The following is an 18,346-nucleotide window of genomic DNA, read 5'->3' as shown; positions in this document are numbered from 1 at the left end:
TTCTGGAAATTCGATAACAGGGCTCCCGTGGCTTTCCCTAATTAATGCAAACGATTAGCATTGGCTGATCCTATCCTCCCGCCCCTGCAAACTCAACGTCGTTAGCGACCAGGCTCACCAAGATCCCATGCACACACTTCGCAATTTCTGGCGCCTCGCGCAGCCCTTCTGGGCTTCCGAGGAAAAGTACCCGGCCCTGTTGCTGCTGTTGGCTACCGTACTGATGACCCTGTGCCTGGTCGGTGTCAACATCCTCACCAATTTCTGGAACCTGCATTTCTATAACGCCTTGCAGGCCTTGGACTACCACGGTTTCCTGATCGGTAGCCTGCAGTTCATCCTGCTGCAGATCGGCATGGCCGCCTTTACCGTTGGCGCGTTCCATTTCCAGCAGAAGCTGACCATCCGCTGGCGGCGCTGGGCGACCCGCAACATGCTCGGCCAATGGCTGGGCAGCCAGCGCTACCAGAAGCTGAAGCTGACCGAGACCGAGGTCGACAACCCCGATCAGCGGATCGCCGAGGACATCGACCTGTTTATCGTCAAGTCGCTCAAGTTGAGCCTGGGCCTGTTGACGTCGGTGGTGTCGCTGTTTTCCTTTCTGCATATCCTCTGGCAAGCCTCCAGCCTCGTCAGCGTGCCGTTCAACGACCAATCGATCGTCATTCCCGGGCTGCTGGTGTGGGTCGCCCTGGTGTATGCGCTCCTGGGCACCGGCCTTGCATTCTGGCTCGGACGTGCGCTGCCCAGCCTCAACTTCATGCAACAGCGGCGTGAAGCGGACTTTCGTTTCTCGCTCATCCGCCTGCGGGAGAACGCTGACTCGGTGGCGCAATACCGCGGCGAAGTCGTGGAGAACGAACGCTTCAACCACCGCCTGGAGGCGGCGCTGGAAAACTTCTGGGCGCTGGTGAAAAAACAGAAGCTGATCATGGGCTACTCGACCTTCTATTTGCGCAGCGCGACGGTCATACCGATGTTCATCATGGCGCCACAGTTCTTTGCCGGCGCCTTTCCCCTTGGTCGCCTGACGCAGATAAGCGCGGCCTTCGGCGAAGTGCACGCGGCCATCGCCTACCTGGTGAGCGTGTTCCCGGAACTGTCGGAATGGAAATCGGTAATCGACCGCTTGGTCGGCTTCCAGGAGCGCCTGGATAACGTCGAGGTCAAGTCCCAGGTCAGGCACGAACAACAGGCCAGCGGCCTTGATATCAAGGACCTGGACATCTGGTTGCCAAACGGCCGGCCGTTGTTCAAAGGCTTCAACCTGTCACTCAAGCCCGGTGACAGCCTGATGATCAGCGCGCCGTCCGGCTACGGCAAATCGACGCTGATCCGCACGATTACCGGGCTGTGGCCCCACGCGCGCGGCTCGAGCGGCTATGACCGTGAACGCGCCCTGACCCTGTCACAAAAACCCTACCTGCCGCTGGGCAGCCTGCGCGAAGCACTCTGGTACCCCCACCCAGCCCGTTGCGAGGAGGATGCCGCGCTGCGCCAGGTCATGGAGCAGGTCGGCCTGCAACACTTGAGCGATCAGTTGGAGCAGGAGCGGGACTGGGCACAGACCCTCAGCGTCGGCGAACAACAACGCTGTGCGTTCGTCAGGGCCCTGCTGGCCCGGCCCACGGTGCTGTTCCTCGACGAAAGCAGCTCGGCGCTGGATGCGGCAAACGAAGCGCGTTGCTATCAACTGCTCAGGCAAACGCTGCCGGACACGATCCTGATCAGCGTCGGCCACAGCGCCTCCCTGGAGCACTTCCATTGGCAAGTCCTGGAGCTGCAGGACGAGGCGCAGTGGGTGCATCGCAAGGTCAAGCAAGCGGTGTGATCCCGACAGGGCAAACACTGGATAACCTGTGGCGAAGGGAGCCTTGCTCCCACAAAATCCCCTCACCACAAAATCCTCAGTATCCCAGTCAATCGGACCCACCTTCGCACATCGGCATGCAGAATTTGTGGTCTATAGTTCTGACAGATCCCAGGATCTTTCGCTCGGGCCATCAGGAGCTACGCCCCTCGAGCCGTACCGCGTCGACGCCCACCAGCCGTCGGTCGAACACTGCAGGGAGCACACCATGCCGATCCAGCGGCCTGAGACACTGAGGTTGGCCCCTGGCACTGCTCATCGTGCCGAGGCCAATGACGATAGCGAGGCCGGTGTGCTTCGGCGCGCCTTCGACCAGGCCAAGGAAGCCTACATCCTGTTCCCGCTGCTGGCCGTTCTGCTGTTGCTGGCCATCTGGAGCGCTACCCTCTACCTGATCAAGGTCGAACACCTTCGCGCGCAGCAGAGCGCCGCGACGGCCAGCCTGGAAATGGGCGCCACCTACGAAGCGCAAATGTTGCGTGCCATCCGTGAAATCGATCAAACCCTCAAGCTGGTCAAATACAGCTATGAGACCGAGGCCGGGCCTAATCCCCTTCGCCGGCTTCAGGAGCGGGCCTTGCTGCCGCCGGCCTTGGTGTTCGACGTCAGCGTGGTCAACCCGGACGGCAGGCTCGTGGCGAGTACGCGGGTCAACGACCGGGAAAATATCGCTGACACGAATGAGCAGCAAACACTGCGGCACAGCGACTCATTGTCCATCAGTCAGCCGTGGAAAAGTCCGGTCACGGGAGAATGGCGCTTGCGCTTCAGCCGGCGACTCGACGCCGCGGATGGCACGCTTTCCGGGATCGCCAGGGTCGAGGTCGATGCCGCCTATTTCGTCAGCAGCTACGACGCCTCGAAACTTGGCGAACAAGGTGCGCTCGGGTTGTTGGGCACTGACGGCCTCTTTCGCGTGCGGCGCACCGGAGAAACGGTACTGGCCGGCGATACGGTCGATTACCCGGCGGTGGTGCCGGACGCGGAAAACACCGAGGCGGTGCTCTCGGTCAATGGTTGGGACGGGGTGCGGCGCTACACCAGTGCCCGCCGGCTCTACGACTTTCCGCTGGCGGTGATTGTCGGGTTGTCCGAGGAAGAACAATTGGCGGCGGTGAACCAGCAAGCGCGTACCTACCTCTGGCGCGCGGCGGGCGGTAGCCTGGTGCTGGTGCTGCTGGTGGGCGTGCTCGCCCGGATGAGCTGGCAACTGGCGCAGAGCCGTCTGCGCGCCGCCGAAGCCCAGGCTCAACTGGCCGCCGCCGCTCGCCAGGCCGGCATGGCCGAAATCGCCACCAACGTCCTGCACAACGTTGGCAATGTGCTCAACAGCGTGAATATCTCCGCCGACCTGGTCACCCGCAAGCTGCGCACCAGCAAGGCCCTGGGGCTCGGTAAGGCGGTGCAAATGATGAACGAGCACGCCGATGACCTCGGCGACTTCATCTCCCACGACGAGAAAGGCAAGCTGCTGCCCGGCTACCTGAACCAGCTGGTGGACGCGCTTGCGGTGGAGCAACAGAGCATGACCGAAGAACTCGGCCAACTGAGCAAAAGCGTTGATCACATCAAGGAAATCGTCGCCGCCCAGCAATCCTACGCAGGCACATCCAGCCTTGCCGAAACCGTGCAGATCAAGGAACTGATCGAGGATGCCGTGCGTATGAACGCCGGCATCATCGCGGCGCATCGGATCACCGTGGTGCGGAACCTGGCCGAAACACCCTTGCTGCAACTGGACAAGCACCGGGTGCTGCTGATCCTGATCAATCTGATAAAAAACGCCAGCAGGGCGATGGATGACCGGCCGGAGCGGCCCCCTCAAATCATCCTTCAGAGCGAGATTCCCCAAGAAGACACCCTGGTGATCAAGGTCATCGACAACGGCGAAGGCATAGCGCCCGAGAACCTGACGCGGATCTTTGCCCATGGCTTTACCACACGCAAGGATGGCCATGGTTTTGGCCTGCACAGCTGCGTCCTGGCGGCCATGGAGATGGGCGGCTCGCTGGAGGCCCATAGCGATGGCCCGGGAACGGGAGCGACCTTTACGCTCAAATTGGCGATCTAGGCTACGCTTCGGTCCGTGATAACGCGCAGCTTCAGCCAACGTTACAAGGAATAGACGAATGGCGATCCACGCAACGAGGTTACCTTGAGCCCATGGTGAAAAAAGCCAATACCTTGGCCCTGGTAGCCAATCGCACGCCGACCGTGGCTTTGCATGGAGTGTCCATGAAGAAGTGCAGTTGACGCCCCTGACTTATTGGTCCAGTTTCTAATGTAACCGAGCCCCGCAGTTTTCGTGCAGGACGCTAAGCTTGATAAACCCGGTTCGTTAATCAAAGGGTCTTTGCAAGCCTATGAATGATGTCAGTAGCCCCTCCTTCCCTGCCATTGATCAGCCATGGTCATTCCTGTGTCGTTGATTCCCCTGGTGGTGTGTGACGACTCCAACATGGCGCGCAAACAGGTGTTGCGTGCACTGCCGACAGACTGGCCGGTTTCGGTCACCGAGGCGAGCAATGGCCGCCAGGCCATGGACGCCATACGCCAGGGCCTGGGGCATGTGGTGTTGCTCGACCTGACCATGCCGGAAATGGATGGCTACCAGGTGTTGAGCGCCTTGCGCGACGAAGGATTGAAGGCGCAGGTCATCGTGATTTCCGGTGACGTCCAGGATGAGGCGGTACGCCGCGTGCATGAGCTGGGCGCGCTGGCGTTCCTGAAAAAACCGTTCGATGAAAACGATCTGCGCCAGACGCTGGCGCGGCTGGGGCTACTGGCCCAACCCAGCCAGGTGCCGTTGCAGAATCGTTCGGTCACGAACACGGCCATCAGTTTCCACGATGTGTTCCGCGAGACGGTCAACGTGGCCATCGGCCGGGCAGCGGCCCTGATCGCCAAGGTGCTGGGGGTCTTCGTGCAATTGCCGGTGCCGAACGTGAACCTCCTCGAGGTCGGGGAGTTGCACATGGCCTTGACCGACGTCGGCAGCTCCCAGCAACTCACCGCGATCTGCCAGGGGTTTATCGGCAGCGGCATCGCTGGCGAAGCCCTGTTGATTTTCCATGACTCGGAAATCGCCGACATCGCGCAATTGATGCAGCGCCAGAGCGCCGACTATTCGGACCTGGAGATGTTGCTGGACCTTTCCAGCGTCTTGATCGGCGCGTGCCTGAGCAGCATTGCCGAACAGATCGACGTGGTGTTTTCCCAAGGCCACCCGCAGATTCTCGGCCAGCACGCGGCCATCGAGGAACTGATCCGGGACAACAGCAAACACTGGAAAAAGACCCTGGCGGTGGAAATCAGCTACAGCCTGGAAGGGCACGATATTCGTTTCGACCTGTTGCTGTTGTTCACAGAGGACTCCATCGAACGGTTGACCCACAAACTCGCCTACCTGATGAACTGAGCCATGAGCGAATCCATCGATCTGAACGAATTCCACTGGTTGCTGGCCATCGTTCAGAGCATCGACGTCGGGGTGGTGGTACTCGACCGCGAGTACCGCGTGCAAGTCTGGAACACCTTCATGGAGAACCGCTCCGGGGTGCAGCCCAAGGACGCGCACAACCAGCATTTTTTCAGCCTGTTCCCTGAAATCGATCGCCAATGGTTCAGCCGCAAGGTGGAAAGTGTCGCGACCCTGGGCACGCCAGCGTTCACGGTCTGGGAGCAGCGCCCGTACTTGATGCGCTTCAAGAGTTACCAGCCGATCACCGGCCAGGAAGCGTTCATGTACCAGAACACCACGCTGCTGCCGCTGCGCTCGCCCGACAACACCATCAAGCACATCTGCCTGGTGATCTATGACGTCACCGACGTCGCCACCAACCGGCATCAACTCCAGGCCGCCAACGCACAGCTGCAGCGACTCTCCAGCACCGATCGGCTGACGGGGCTGTACAACCGCGGTCATTGGGAGAGCAACCTGAAAGCCGCCTACGCCCGGCACCAGCGCTACGGCCATGCGTTGAGCCTGGTCATGCTCGATATCGATCACTTCAAGCGGGTCAACGACACCTACGGCCACCAGGCTGGCGACAAGGTCATCGAGCACGTCGCCAGGCTGCTGCACGAGCATGTGCGCGAGTCCGACGTGGCCGGGCGTTATGGCGGTGAAGAGTTCGGGGTGGTGCTCTCGGACACTGACAAGGCCGGCGCACAGATTTTCGCCGAGCGCCTGCGCAAGGCTATCGAAGCGCTGGAAGTGCAGTTCAACGACCAGACTATCCGCTTCACCGTCAGCCTGGGAGTGGCTGACCTGAGCCAGCCCTCGAACGACCACGCCGAGCTGATCGCCAGGGCCGACCAGGCGCTGTATACCTCGAAAAAGACCGGGCGCAATCGGGTGACCGTGCATGAATAGCGAGCCCACTTTTTTCCAGGATGACGGTGAGATTTGACGCCCACCACACACCCCTTGTGGGAGCGAGCTTGCTCGCGATAGCGGCGGTTCAGCAGCATTGAAGGTGACTGGCACGCCGTCATCGCGAGCAAGCTCGCTCCCACATGGGTTCATTGGCATTCACTCGCCAAGGGTGAGGAAGTCTTTCCATATTTACCCAGCAGCTTGAGCGTCACCCCATTCGTCCAGCCGAAGCCGTCCTGCAATTCATATTCGCCACCTCCCCCGCCGTCGCCCCGCCCGGACAGGTCGTATTTCTCCACCAGCTTGTTTTCCTTGCCGTAGAGGTTCTCGACTTGCTGCAAGAAGCGACTGCCTACCTGTTGCGCCAACGCGGTGTGCCCGTAGCGGTCCAGCCCTTCCACCGCGACCCATTGCAGCGGTGCCCAGCCATTGGGCTCGTCCCACTGCTGGCCATTGCTGACCTGAGTGGTGGCGATACCTGCGGCACGTAACAAGCCATCACGGACCGCATCGGCGGTGCGATTGGCATGTTCGGCGCTGGCCAGGCCGGTGTACAGCGGGAAAAGCGTCGCGGCCGTGAGCTGCTGGCGTTGTTGCTGGCGTTGCCAGTCGTAGTCCACGTAGAAACCTTTGTCGGCACTCCACAAGTGCTGCTCGATGGCCCGCTGGCGCAATTCGGCGCGCCGGCCGTAAGCCTGGACGCACGGGGCGTTCTGCACCGTCTCGCAGGCTTTGGCGATGGTCTGTTCCAGATGATAGATCAGGCTATTGAGGTCCACGGGCACAATGGCCGTGGTGCGAATACTCGCCAGATTCTGGCCGTCGTCCAACCAACGCGAACTGAAGTCCCAGCCACTTTCGGCGCCGGCGCGCAGGTCACGCCAGACCTCTTCCTTGGGCCGGTCCGGCGCCTGTTCGGCGGTGCTGACATCTTGCAACCAGGATTCCTGTCGAGGCGTCGGGCTGGCATCCCAATAGCGGTTGAGCACACTGCCATCGGCAAGTTTGACCACGTGCCGATCCGCCGCACCGGGCTTGAGTGCCTGGGCGCCCGCCATCCAATAGGCATACTCCTTCTGCAACTGTGGCAAGTATCGCCCATAGGCCTGGTCACCTTCGATACGCGCCTGCAACGCCACCATGTAGGCGAAGAATGGCGGCTGCGACCGGCTCAGGTAGTAGGTGCGATTGCCGTTGGGAATGTGGCCGTAGGTGTCGATCATGTAGGCAAAGTTATCGGCCATCTGGCGGACCTGGGCCTTATCGCCGCTTTGCTCGAGACCCAGCATGGTGAAATACGAATCCCAGTAATACATCTCGCGAAAGCGTCCGCCAGGTACCACATAGGGCTGCGGCAAGGGCAACAAACTGCTGTAGGCCGGCACCTGGCTGTAGGATCGGCTCAGTACCGGCCAGAGGTTGTCGATGTGTTCCTGGATCGGAACGCCGGGCTTGGGCGCCGGGCTTTCGGCTTGGCCAGATTCGATGAAGTTGTCTTTCACGAAGGCCTTGATATCGAAGCCGTCGCGACCACGTCGGGCCAGGTAGTCGGCGCGGATTTGCGCCGGATCACGGTTGGGCAGTGCGTCCACGAAATGCTTCTGGTCGGTGAACACTTGCCCACGCTGCACCGCTTCAAAGAGCTCGGGGTAGGCCTGGTCGGGGGGAAGATTGGCCCGTTCCTGGGCGTCGACGTAGCTCCATGTGGCGGGCGGTTGGCTCGAACAGGCCACGCACAGCAGCGTGGCAAAGGAAAGGCTGGTGAGCTCAATAGGTCGCATCAAGGGGTCCATCCTGTTTTTCGTTCCTGACAAACGAGTGACCTGCCGGAATGGACCTGGGTTCAGCCGATGATGCAGCGCCGGGCGACGCCCAGACCACACTGGTCAGTCCAATCTATATTTTTTATCAATTGGTCTTGCCAATATTTTTTCCAGCCTGTAGTTTCGGCCCCAAGGTCATGGGTGCAGGTCACCGCTCGCCTACAACAAAAAAGAGAGCCCCGGTCCCGGCAGCCGCGCGCTCACAACCCTCCTCCCGCCTGCAGGCAACCACTGCCTGCACGCCAGCCAAGGAGCATCGCCATGCTGACAGTCATCTGTAACGAACCCGGCTCGCTCACCGCCATCGAACGTGAACACCCCCTCAGGAAACCGGGGGAGATCCTGATTCGGGTCAAGCGTGTTGGGGTCTGCGGCACCGACCTGCACATCTTCACCGGCAATCAACCGTACCTCGAGTATCCGCGGGTCATGGGCCACGAGTTCTCTGGGGTCGTGGAGGGCACCGACGAGGCCAGCGACCTGGCTGTCGGCGATGTCGTCTATGTGATGCCGTACCTGTCCTGCGGAACTTGCATCGCCTGCCGCCAGGGCAAGACCAACTGCTGCACCGCTATCCAGGTGCTGGGGGTTCACTGCGACGGTGCTTTCACTCAATACCTGAGCGTTCCCCATGCGTTCGTGCACAAGGCCGTGGGGGTTTCCCTGGACCAGGCCGCGATGATCGAATTCCTCTCCATCGGCGCTCACGCCGTGCGTCGCTCGAACATCCAGGCGCAGAAGCACGCCCTGGTGGTCGGCACCGGCCCGATCGGCATGGCGGCGGCGATCTTCGCCAGCCTGCGCGGTGCGAAAGTCACCGTCCTGGATACCCGCGAGGATCGCCTGTCGTTCTGCAAGCAACACCTGAATATCCACGCCGCCGTGCACATCGGCGAAGGCGACAAGCAAGCCCTGGCCGAGCTGACCGAGGGTGATTTTTTCGACGTGGTCTTCGACGCCACTGGCAATGCCCGGGCCATGGAGCGCGGGTTCGAGTTCATCGCCCACGGCGGCACCTATGTGATGATCTCGGTGGTTCGGGACTCCATCACCTTCTCCGACCCTGAGTTCCATAAGCGAGAAGCCACGCTGATGGGCAGCCGCAACGCCACGCAGGAAGACTTCCGGCACGTCGAGCAATGCTTGCGCGACGGCTTGATTCCGGATGCGGCCCTGAACACCCACCGACTGACGCTGGGCGACGTGCCCCGCTCGTTCGCCACCTTGCTCGACCCCAAGCAAGGTGTCGTCAAGGCAATCATCGAGTGCTAGGAATCGGAGGACGCCCCATGAACCCGCCTTCTTCTTTGCTTGTTCTGACACCCGGCGATGATGTCGCGGTGGCCCGAGGCGATATCGCCGAAGGTCAGCCGGTGAATGCCGACGGCATCCGCCTGGTCGCCCGGCAGGCGATTCCGTCCGGCCACAAGATCGCCCTGCGCCCGGTGTCGGCCGGCCAGCGGGTGCTCAAGTACGGGCAGACCATCGGCCAGGCCACCCAGGCCATCGAGCCTGGCGATCACATCCACGTACACAACCTGGACATGCCCGCCAACACGACCGAACACAGCGTACGTAACGTGTATGTCCCCACGTCGTTGAGCGAGAACCCCGCGACCTTCGAAGGTTACGTCCGCGAGAATGGACGCGTCGGTACACGCAATTACATCGGGGTCATTTCCAGCGTCAACTGCTCGGCAACCGTCTGCAAGCAGATCGCCAACGCCTTTTCTGCCGAGCGCTTGAAAGACTTTCCTAACGTCGATGGCGTCGTTGCGATCACCCATGGCAGCGGCTGTGGCATGGGTGCCCAGGGCGAAGGGATCGACATTCTCAAGCGAACCCTGAGCGGCTATGCCGATCACGCCAATTTCGCTGGTGTGCTGTTGATCGGCCTGGGTTGCGAGGTCAATCAACTCACCCCGTTGATGAATGAGCTGGGGGATCGCCCCGCGGCGCTCAAGGCCAGCCTGATCATCCAGGACGAAGGCGGCACTCGCGAAGCCGTGCGACGGGGTATCGCCCACATCGAAGCGATGCTGCCCCTTATCAATCAATGCCAGCGGACGACCGTTGCCGCCAGCCACTTGTGCGTCGGTTTGCAATGCGGCGGCTCGGATGGCTACTCCGGCATCACGGCCAATCCGGCACTCGGCGCAGCCGTGGACCTGCTGGTGCAACAGGGCGGCACGGCGATCCTTTCGGAAACCCCGGAAATCTATGGGGCCGAACACTTGCTGACGGCCCGCGCCGCGTCTGCCGACATCGCGGCAAAATTGATGGCGCGCATCCATTGGTGGGAAACCTACGTCCGCCACAACGACGGTGACATGAACAACAACCCTTCGCCGGGCAACAAGGCCGGGGGCATCACCACCATCTTGGAAAAATCCTTGGGCGCCGTGGCGAAAGCCGGTGCGACCGGGCTGATGGGCGTGTACCAATACGCGGAAACGGTCGATGCCCGGGGCCTGGTGTTCATGGACACCCCCGGTTACGACCCGGTGTCAGCGACCGGCCAGGTGGCGGGTGGCGCCAACCTGATCTGCTTCACCACGGGCCGTGGCTCGACCTATGGCTGCAAGCCCACGCCCTCGTTGAAAATCGCCACCAACACCCGGCTGTTCCAACGCATGGAGCTGGACATGGACTTCAACGCTGGCGGCATTGTCGATGGCGAGGAGTCAGTGGCCCAGGCCGGTGAGCGGTTGTTCCGACTGATGCTGGCGACCGCGTCCGGGCACCGCACCTGCAGCGAGGAAAACGGCTTGGGCGATAACGAGTTCCTGCCTTGGCAGATCGGTGCGGTGATGTGAATGGGGGAGTCATTGCCCCCCTCTCCCTGTGGGAGCGAGCTTGCTCGCGAAAGCGGTGGGTCAGTTTGCATCAATGCTGAATGTACCGCCGCCTTCGCGAGCAAGCCCGCTCCCACAATAAAACACCTATGGTAGCCTTTGCGGACTCTCCGATGGACGTCCACCCATGGTCTCACCGATCAACGCCGCCGAACGCAAGCCCTACCAGAAAATCGCCGATCAACTGCGCAACTACATCGCCCAGGGGGATTTCAAGGCAGGCTCCAGGCTTCCCCCCGAGCGCGACTTGACCCAACTGTTGGGGGTTTCCAGGCCATCGCTTCGCGAGGCGCTGATCGCCTTGGAAATAGACGGCGACATCGAGATCAAGATGGGCTCCGGCGTGTATGTGCGAGCCCGGTCCAAGGACGGAAAAAACCCGAGCATGACCTTGGGCGAGAGCCCTTCGGAACTGATGCAGGCGCGTGCGTTGATCGAGGGTGAGTCGGTGATCCTGGCGTGCCTGCATGGCAAGAAAAGCGACTACCGCTATCTGCAGGACTGCATCGATGCCATGCGCGCGAGCATCGCCAACGGCCTGCCTCCGCTGGAGGATGACCGTAAATTCCATCAGCGCCTGGCCAAGATGAGCGGCAACTCCGCCCTGGTGCGGATCATCACCGCCCTGTTCGATGAACGACACAACCCGATTTCGGCTCACCTGAGCAAACACTCGGAGAATGCCCTGACGTGGGAAGCCGCGGTCGTCGAACATGAAGCGATCCTGCGCGCCGTAGCCCACAAGGATGTACTTGGTGCCCAAACCTCGATGCGCCAACACCTGAGCCGTTCGGAGAGCCGCTGGCTGCGAGCGCTGGAGCCGGAAGATACGGGCGACTAGGCCTGCGGTTCTGAAATTTTGGTTGCCTGATCAAGTGCCATCGCGAGCAAGCTCGCTCCCACAGTTTGATCGATGGCGCGCCTCGATTTTTCGGCCTGTCCAAGCCACCTGTGGGAGCGAGCCTGCTCGCGATGGCGGCAGGACCTCTCTGCAAGCTGAACCACCGCTTTCGCGAGCAAGCTCGCTCCCACAGTTTGATCGATGGTGCGCCTCGATTTCGCGGCCTGTCCAAGCCTCCTGTGGGAGCGAGCTTGCTCGCGATGGCGGCAGCACAGCCACCAGCGCTGTCACAAGCAAGCGCCCCCGCTTGCCAAACCTGATGGACGGTCATACATGCGCCGTCCTGTCCTCCGGCGAGATCGGGAGCAATCGCCGACAAAACTCGTACGCCTTTGGCCACTGACGCTACCCGCAAACCACCCAGAACCCATTAGGTGATCGTCCACGCCAAAAGTAAATCAAAGCCTTGGTTGTGTTGCGCTTCGCTCTGCTTGGCCAGCGTCAAGCATTCGAAATTTGACACTACAACGCTATCACCTATCGTTCCTCTCGAGACCGCACCCAGGGACCGGGTGGCCCGGACGCCTTTGCAGGCGCGGTCGTCAATGTCATTCCCCTCAAGGAGCAATAAAATGTCTGGAACGACCCAAACCATTGATGTGCTGGTCAACGTTGACGCCGATTACCTGCTCGCCCACCCCAACGACGTAGGCGGCGCGATTGCCATGCTGGTGACCCGCAGTGCCATCGACAGCCACGCCAACATCACCAGCGGCGAAGGCGAAGGCGGCAACGAATTGTGGTTCGACGTAAAACCCGGTGACATCATTCGCTGGCGCGCCACCACGCTGTCGCGCAACTTCGACCGCATCGCATTGATCAAGGACGTCGAGATCGGCGACCCCCACCAGGGCGGTGATTACAAGGGCACCATTTCGAAGCCGACACCGTTCAACATCCCCGGCATCCCCGTGCCTTATCTGGACAACGGCGCCCCCGGCGGTATCGCCAAAACCGATGTGACCTATACCTTCTGGCAGTCCACTGCGCTGAGCCCAGGCAAGCTCTGGTACCAAATCTATTTCGTTCTGCTGGACCGTAACCTGAACCAGATTGGCCCGACCAACACGTGGGACCCCTACATCACCGTCAATAACCAATAACTGAAAGCTACACAGCCCTGTGGGAGCAGAGCTTGCTCCCACAGGTTTGAGGCTTAGCTGACTGGCATTACTTTCCTAGGCTGCTTTTTCAAACTCCATCAATGCCGCCAACACCAACGGGTGCAGGACAGCGTCGGGATGCTTCGTTTGCCAGGCCATCAAGTCGCGACACATGGTTGGCGTCCAGAAGCTCTTGATGTGCTGGTACACACCACGCACCGCCACCGCATGGTCCGGCTCACTGGCGAAGTACTGACCGATCTGGTTGGCCATCTTGATCAAGCTGTCAGAGCTCATCGACGCACCTCGGCTTTTTCGGCATGGCGACGTTCCCTCAGCAGGCGGCCTTGTTCATCACTGAAGGCCTGGTAACGCTTCTGCCATTCCGAAGGCTGGCTGACCCGCACGATCTCCACCGCTGTCACCTTGTATTCCGGGCAGTTGGTGGCCCAGTCGGAGTTGTCGGTAGTGATCACATTGGCGCCCGATTCCGGGAAGTGGAACGTGGTGTAGACCACGCCCGGCGCTACCCGCTCGGTCACCCTCGCGCGCAGTACCGTCTGCCCGGCACGGCTGCCGATACCAACCCAGTCTTCGTCGACGATCCCGCGGTTCTCGGCATCGGTCGGATGGATTTCCAGACGGTCCTCTTCGTGCCAGGCGACGTTTTCGGTGCGCCGGGTCTGGGCACCGACGTTGTACTGGCTGAGGATGCGGCCGGTGGTCAGCAGCAGCGGGTAGCGGTTGTTGACCTTCTCTTCGGTGGGCACGTAGCCGGTGAGCATGAAGCGGCCCTTGCCACGCACGAACTGCTCGATGTGCATGGTCGGCGTGCCGTCCGGCGCGGCATCGTTGCAAGGCCATTGCAGGCTGCCGTGGCGCTCCAGTTCGGCGTAGCTGACGCGGGTGAAGGTCGGCGTCAGGCGGGCGATTTCATCCATGATTTCCGAAGGGTGGTTGTAGTGCATCTTGTAGCCCAGGGCATCGGCCAGGGCGATGGTGGCTTCCCAATCGGCCTTGCCGGCCAATGGGTCCATCACCTTGCGAACACGGGAGATGCGGCGTTCGGCGTTGGTAAAGGTGCCGTCCTTCTCCAGGAACGAGCTGCCCGGCAGGAACACGTGGGCGAACTTGGCCGTCTCGTTGAGGAAGATGTCCTGGACGATCACGCATTCCAGCGCGGACAGCGCGGCCGTCACATGCTGGGTATTGGGGTCGCTCTGGGCGATGTCCTCACCTTGGCAATAAAGCGCCTTGAAGGTGCCGTCCAGGGCCGCTTCGAACATGTTCGGGATACGCAGGCCGGGATCGGGTTGCAGGGTGACGTTCCAGGCCTGCTCGAATTCGGCGCGGACTGCTTCGTTGGAGATATGCCGGTAGCCTGGCAACTCGTGGGGGAACGAGCCCATGTCGCAGGAGCCTTGGACGTTGTTCTGCCCACGCAGCGGGTTCACCCCGACACCTTCGCGACCGATGTTGCCGGTCGCCATGGCCAGGTTGGCGATGCCCATGACCGAGGTGCTGCCTTGACTGTGCTCGGTGACGCCGAGGCCGTAGTAGATGGCTGCGTTACCGCCGGTGGCGTAGAGCCGTGCCGCGGCGCGGATCTGTTCGGCAGGTACGCCGCAAACCGGGCCCAGGACCTCGGGTGAGTTTTCCGGCAGGCTGACGAAGTCGCGCCAGCGGGCGAAGTCCGTCGCCTCGCAGCGGGCTTCGACAAAGGGCTGGTCAATCAAGCCCTCGGTGGCAATGACATGGGCCAGCGCGTTGAGCATCGCCACGTTGGTGCCGGGACGCAGTTGCAAATGCAGCTCGGCGCGGGCATGGGGCGAATCCACCAGATCGATGCGCCGAGGGTCGATGACAATCAGTCGCGCGCCCTGGCGCAGGCGGCGCTTGAGCTGGGAGCCGAACACCGGGTGCGCGTCGGTGGGGTTGGCGCCCATCACCAGGATCACGTCGGCCTTCATCACCGAGTCGAAATTCTGGGTCCCGGCGGATTCGCCCAGGGTCTGCTTGAGGCCGTAACCGGTGGGCGAATGGCAGACACGGGCACAGGTGTCGACGTTGTTGTTGCCGAACGCGGTGCGCACCAGTTTCTGCACCAGGTAGGTTTCTTCGTTGGTGCAGCGGCTGGACGTGATCCCGCCGATGGAGTCGCGCCCGTACTTGAGCTGGATCCGGCGCAGTTCGCTGGCGGCGTAGGTGACCGCCTCGTCCCAGCTGACTTCCTGCCACGGGTCGTTGATGTGCTTGCGGATCATCGGCTTGGTGATGCGATCCGGGTGCGTGGCGTAGCCCCAGGCAAAGCGGCCCTTGACGCAGGAATGGCCGTGGTTGGCCTGGCCGTTCTTGTCCGGGACCATGCGCACCAGTTGTTCGCCTTTCATCTCGGCGCGGAACGAGCAACCCACGCCGCAGTAGGCGCATGTGGTGATGACGCTGCGCTCCGGCTGGCCGATTTCCACGACGCTCTTGTCGATCAGGGTCGCCGTCGGGCACGCCTGTACGCAGGCGCCGCAAGACACACATTCGGAATCGAGGAAGTTGTCCCCCCCGGCCGCTTCCACTCGGGAATCGAAGCCGCGCCCGCTGATGGTCAGGGCGAAGGTGCCCTGGATTTCCTCGCAGGCACGCACGCATCGGCTGCAGACGATGCACTTGCTCGGGTCGTAGTCGAAATACGGGTTGGAAACGTCCTTGGCCTCGTCCAGGTGGTTGGCACCTTCGTAGCCATAGCGCACTTCGCGCAGGCCCACCTGCCCCGCCACGGTCTGCAATTCGCAGTTGCCATTGGCCGAGCAGGTCAGGCAGTCCAGCGGGTGGTCGGAAATGTACAGCTCCATCACGTTGCGTCGCAGCGTCGCGAGCTTGGAGGTTTGCGTGCGCACCACCATGCCCTCGGTCACCGGCGTGGTACAGGACGCGGGATAGCCGCGCATGCCGTCGATTTCCACCAGGCACATGCGGCAGGAGCCGAAGGCTTCAAGGCTGTCGGTGGCGCAGAGCTTGGGAATGGTGGTGCCGAGCAAGGCCGCGGCACGCATGACCGACGTGCCGGAGGCGACGCTGATTTCGCGCCCGTCGATGGTCAGGCTGACCTGCACGGCGCTTTCACGCGCCGGGGTGCCCAGGTCGATGTCGGTGCTGGGATCGAAGATGGTAATCATTGGTCGGCCTCCGTGGTCGCCAGACCGAAGTCGGCGGGGAAATGCTTGAGGGCGCTGGCGACAGGGTAGGACGTCATCCCACCGAGGGCACAGAGCGAACCGTATTGCAGGGTGTCGCACAGGTCCTGCAGCAACAGGGCTTGTTCCTGACGGGCACCGGCTTCAGTGCTGGCGATCAAGCGATCCACCACTTCCACCCCACGGGTGGAGCCGATCCGGCATGGCGTGCACTTGCCGCAGGATTCCTCGGCGCAGAACTGCAAGGCGAACCGGGCCATCTGGGCCATGTCCAGGCTGTCGTCGGCGACCACCACACCACCATGGCCGAGCATCGCACCCATGGCGGCGAACGCTTCGTAGTCCAGCGGCGTATCGAACTGCGAAGGCGGCACCCAGGCACCCAACGGCCCGCCCACTTGCGCGGCCTTCAGCGGGCGTCCGCTGGCGGTACCGCCGCCGTAACCTTCCACCAACTCTCGCAGGCTCAGGCCGAAGGCGCGCTCCACCAAGCCGCCGCGACGGACATTGCCGGCCAGTTGGAACGGCATCGTGCCCAGGGAGCGGCCCATGCCGAAGTCGCGATAGAACTGTGCGCCCTTCTCCAGGATGATCGGCACCGAGGTCAAGGTCAGCACGTTATGCACCAGTGTCGGCAACCCGAACAGGCCTTGCAGTGCCGGCAGCGGCGGCTTGGCGCGCACCGTGCCACGCTTGCCCTCGAGGGATTCCAGCAGCGCCGTTTCCTCGCCGCAGATATAAGCGCCGGCACCGACCCGCACTTCCAGCTCGAACGTGCGGCCACTGCCGTCGACGTTCGCGCCCAGGTAACCGGCCTCACGGGCGATGTGCAGCGCGTCGTTCAGGATACTGACGGCGTCCGGGTACTCCGAGCGCACGTAGATATAGCCCATCGTTGCGCCTACGGCGATGCCGGCGATGATCATGCCTTCGATCAGCAGGAAGGGGTCGCCTTCCATCAGCATACGGTCGGCGAACGTGCCGGAGTCGCCTTCGTCGGCGTTGCAGACCACGTACTTCTGCGGCCCCTGGGCATCACGCACAGTGCGCCACTTGATACCCGCCGGGAACGCCGCGCCCCCCCGGCCACGCAGACCGGAGTCCAGCACGCTGGCGACGACATCCGCGCCGTCCATCTGGATGGACCGGGCCAGGCCCAGGAAGCCGCCCCGGGCACGGTAGTCGTCCAAAGACAGCGGTTGCGTGATGCCGGCGCGCGCGAACAGCAGGCGCTGCTGGCTCTTGAGATAGGGAATCTCCTCCACCGGCCCCAGGGCCAGCGGATGGCTACCAGGATCGCCTGCCAAGGCATCCAGCAGGCCCGGCACATCGGCCGGCGTGACAGGGCCGAAGCCCAGCCGGACGCCGGCGCTGTCCAGCTCCACCAACGGCTCCAGCCAGTAGAGGCCACGGGAACTGGTGCGCAACACCGTCAGCGGCAGCTGGCGACGTTCAGCCTCACGAGCCAACGCATCGGCCACCTTGTCCGCGCCCACGGCACGGGCTACCGAATCACGGGGGATACAGAGCGTCAGCATGCGCCCTCCTCCATGCAATCATTCACCAACTGACGCAGACGCTCGGGCGTGATCCGGGCATGCAGTTCCCCGTCCAGCTCCAGGGCCGGCGAGCAGACGCAGGCACCCAGGCAATAGACCGGCCGCAGGCTGATACTGCCGTCGGCGCTGGTGCCGTGATCGTCCAACGCCAATTGCTCGCGCAACTGCGCAGCCAAGGCTTCGGCGCCCATGCTCTTGCAGGACTCGGCCCGGCACAGGCGAAGCGTATGGCGCGCTGGCGGCGTGGTGCGGAAATCATGGTAGAAACTGATGACCCCGCGCACTTCAGCCAGGCTGAGGTTCAGGGCGTGGGCGATCTCCGGGACGGCGCTGTCGGGGACATACCCGCAGCCTGCCTGGATGGCATGGAGGATAGGCAGCAAGGCACCGGGGGTGTCCTTTTCGCGCGCAAGCACGCTATGGATCAAAGGCAGGTGAAGCGTCTCATCGGGCATAAACGTACCTCGGCATCTCGAACGACACCGCCGCATAGCGGCAGCCGTCCGGAGTCTTGGCTGCGGCGTCCGGCCCACGTCACGGTAGCGTGGCACATCCGATCGCCATTCTCGCTCTCCGGCCAGGTATCTTTGGCGCACCTGGTCCGGGGCATCTTCACAGCTTGCCACTCCCGGGGGTTGGCGATTGCACATGGACGACGAAACGTGTTCT

Annotated in this window: 13 protein-coding genes; 8 read left to right on the top strand and 5 right to left on the bottom strand. The window is 62.2% G+C overall.

Annotation, left to right across the window (positions count from 1 at the left end; genetic code table 11):
- Window positions 1-127 precede the first annotated feature (127 nt).
- From IB266_RS22290 to IB266_RS22275, 4 genes are all read left to right on the top strand, one after another.
- Window positions 128-1,831, top strand: a complete 1,704-nt coding sequence (locus IB266_RS22290) for an ABC transporter ATP-binding protein/permease (RefSeq protein ID WP_192262464.1) — start codon at window positions 128-130, stop codon at window positions 1,829-1,831.
- A gap of 247 nt (window positions 1,832-2,078) precedes the next feature.
- Window positions 2,079-3,941: an ATP-binding protein gene (locus IB266_RS22285; RefSeq protein ID WP_192262463.1), complete on the top strand. Its 1,863-nt coding sequence runs from the start codon at window positions 2,079-2,081 to the stop codon at window positions 3,939-3,941.
- Between the two features lie 336 nt (window positions 3,942-4,277).
- A complete protein-coding gene (locus IB266_RS22280; protein WP_192262462.1) occupies window positions 4,278-5,288 on the top strand; it encodes a response regulator in 1,011 nt (336 codons plus the stop codon).
- 3 nt (window positions 5,289-5,291) lie between these two features.
- Window positions 5,292-6,245 carry a sensor domain-containing diguanylate cyclase gene (locus IB266_RS22275; protein ID WP_192262461.1) on the top strand — a complete coding sequence of 318 codons (954 nt, stop codon included), beginning with the start codon at window positions 5,292-5,294 and terminating at the stop codon, window positions 6,243-6,245.
- A gap of 149 nt (window positions 6,246-6,394) precedes the next feature.
- Here the strand turns inward: IB266_RS22275 and treA are convergent, their stop codons facing one another.
- Window positions 6,395-8,029, bottom strand: coding sequence for an alpha,alpha-trehalase TreA (gene treA, locus IB266_RS22270; protein WP_192262460.1), 1,635 nt, complete (start codon window positions 8,027-8,029; stop codon window positions 6,395-6,397).
- A 303-nt stretch (window positions 8,030-8,332) separates the two neighbouring features.
- Here treA and IB266_RS22265 point away from each other — a divergent pair, with 303 nt between their 5' ends.
- The 4 genes from IB266_RS22265 (at window position 8,333) to IB266_RS22250 (ending at window position 12,930) form a co-directional block, all read left to right on the top strand.
- Entirely contained in the window at window positions 8,333-9,343 is a 1,011-nt protein-coding gene (locus tag IB266_RS22265; RefSeq protein ID WP_192262459.1) for a zinc-binding alcohol dehydrogenase family protein, read from the top strand.
- Between the two features lie 17 nt (window positions 9,344-9,360).
- Window positions 9,361-10,887 carry a UxaA family hydrolase gene (locus IB266_RS22260; protein ID WP_192262458.1) on the top strand — a complete coding sequence of 509 codons (1,527 nt, stop codon included), beginning with the start codon at window positions 9,361-9,363 and terminating at the stop codon, window positions 10,885-10,887.
- A 166-nt stretch (window positions 10,888-11,053) separates the two neighbouring features.
- Window positions 11,054-11,767, top strand: coding sequence for a FadR/GntR family transcriptional regulator (locus IB266_RS22255; protein ID WP_192262457.1), 714 nt, complete (start codon window positions 11,054-11,056; stop codon window positions 11,765-11,767).
- Window positions 11,768-12,399: 632 nt separating this feature from the next.
- Window positions 12,400-12,930 carry an AidA/PixA family protein gene (locus tag IB266_RS22250; protein ID WP_092165273.1) on the top strand — a complete coding sequence of 177 codons (531 nt, stop codon included), beginning with the start codon at window positions 12,400-12,402 and terminating at the stop codon, window positions 12,928-12,930.
- Window positions 12,931-13,005: 75 nt separating this feature from the next.
- On the opposite strand, the gene IB266_RS22245 is transcribed toward IB266_RS22250, so the two are convergent.
- From IB266_RS22245 to IB266_RS22230, 4 genes are read right to left on the bottom strand one after another with little or no spacing between them, the layout of a single operon-like run.
- On the bottom strand, window positions 13,006-13,227 hold the full coding sequence (locus IB266_RS22245) for a formate dehydrogenase subunit delta (RefSeq protein WP_092165271.1): 222 nt from the start codon (window positions 13,225-13,227) through the stop codon (window positions 13,006-13,008).
- Window positions 13,224-16,100 (bottom strand): formate dehydrogenase subunit alpha, encoded by a 2,877-nt coding sequence (gene fdhF / locus IB266_RS22240; protein ID WP_060741917.1) that lies wholly within the window; start codon window positions 16,098-16,100, stop codon window positions 13,224-13,226. Before fdhF ends, IB266_RS22245 begins: the two co-directional genes overlap by 4 nt.
- Entirely contained in the window at window positions 16,097-17,656 is a 1,560-nt protein-coding gene (locus IB266_RS22235) for a formate dehydrogenase beta subunit (protein ID WP_192262456.1), read from the bottom strand. Before IB266_RS22235 ends, fdhF begins: the two co-directional genes overlap by 4 nt.
- Window positions 17,650-18,132 (bottom strand): formate dehydrogenase subunit gamma, encoded by a 483-nt coding sequence (locus IB266_RS22230; protein ID WP_060741915.1) that lies wholly within the window; start codon window positions 18,130-18,132, stop codon window positions 17,650-17,652. The genes IB266_RS22235 and IB266_RS22230 overlap by 7 nt, the downstream gene beginning before the upstream one ends.
- Between the last annotated feature and the right edge of the window lie 214 nt (window positions 18,133-18,346).

Source organism: Pseudomonas sp. Pdm06 (assembly GCF_014851795.1).
Lineage (GTDB): Bacteria > Pseudomonadota > Gammaproteobacteria > Pseudomonadales > Pseudomonadaceae > Aquipseudomonas > Aquipseudomonas fluorescens_AA.
The sequence above is the reverse complement of the archived record's forward strand: the minus strand, read 5'-3'. Positions and strand labels throughout refer to the sequence as shown.